The organism is Pedobacter sp. 05L430 (assembly GCF_056397585.1).
On the sequence record NZ_JBFTNT010000584.1, the window covers coordinates 1 to 811 of the forward strand.

An 811-nucleotide genomic window follows, 5' to 3' on the forward strand; every position below is an offset into this window, starting at 1 on the left:
GGCAATTAATGCGCCTGTTTGAAGTGATGAAACGGACAAATCAACAAATTCAGGGCTGTCAGCTTTATTTAGGTCCTGATCAAATGTCTGCCCTCCACCTCCACTACTGGCTAAACTTCTTCCAGCCATCTCATAGGCTTCCTGTTTGAAAACATCATATGGTTGTAATACACTACCCTCATTAACGCGTGCAGTACCTTGCCATACTGAATCAGCATCTAAAGGACGTCTAATCGTTACCCCTAAATATTTTGAATCAGCATCAGAAGTATAAGTTTTTGTATCACCAGAATTAAAAGTACCGTTGTATTTGTGATCTGTATTCGGCAGACCTTCACTTGGACTACGTTTGTAAAATGAACTATTACCGGTTCCTCCGAGATTTATTCCTCCGAATGCATATGGGGTTGGAATCGGGAATTTGGTCATACGGGTAATCGCTGTTATCCATCCTGGACTTGGGGTTAAATTTCCAGTTATATTACTTATAGCATAATCATAAAGAAACCCTCCTTCACTCCAATCCCCGTTATAATCGAGTCTTTTAGGGTTAAATAAGTTTAAACTTATAGCCCTTGATTTGATAGCTGAAATTAGTAGTGTATTTACTTCTACCCACCCTTTGTTTGTCGCATTAAACGAATCAACAGGGTCAGTCACGGAATTACCTGCTTCAAGAGCTTTAGCGGAGAATGATTTTCCATCTATCGAATATGCTAATGGGATGTAGGCTTCATACGATGTGGCAACATCTCCCTTTTCCCATTGTAGGTTAACCCATCCCGCATCGTTAGCCTCATCTAATCTAACA

General features: G+C 40.3%; 1 protein-coding gene. It reads right to left on the minus strand.

Annotated features, from left to right (window positions below; translation table 11 throughout):
- A partial coding sequence (locus AC1DG9_RS27460; RefSeq protein WP_477635747.1) for a hypothetical protein occupies window positions 1-811 on the minus strand: 811 nt, incomplete at both ends.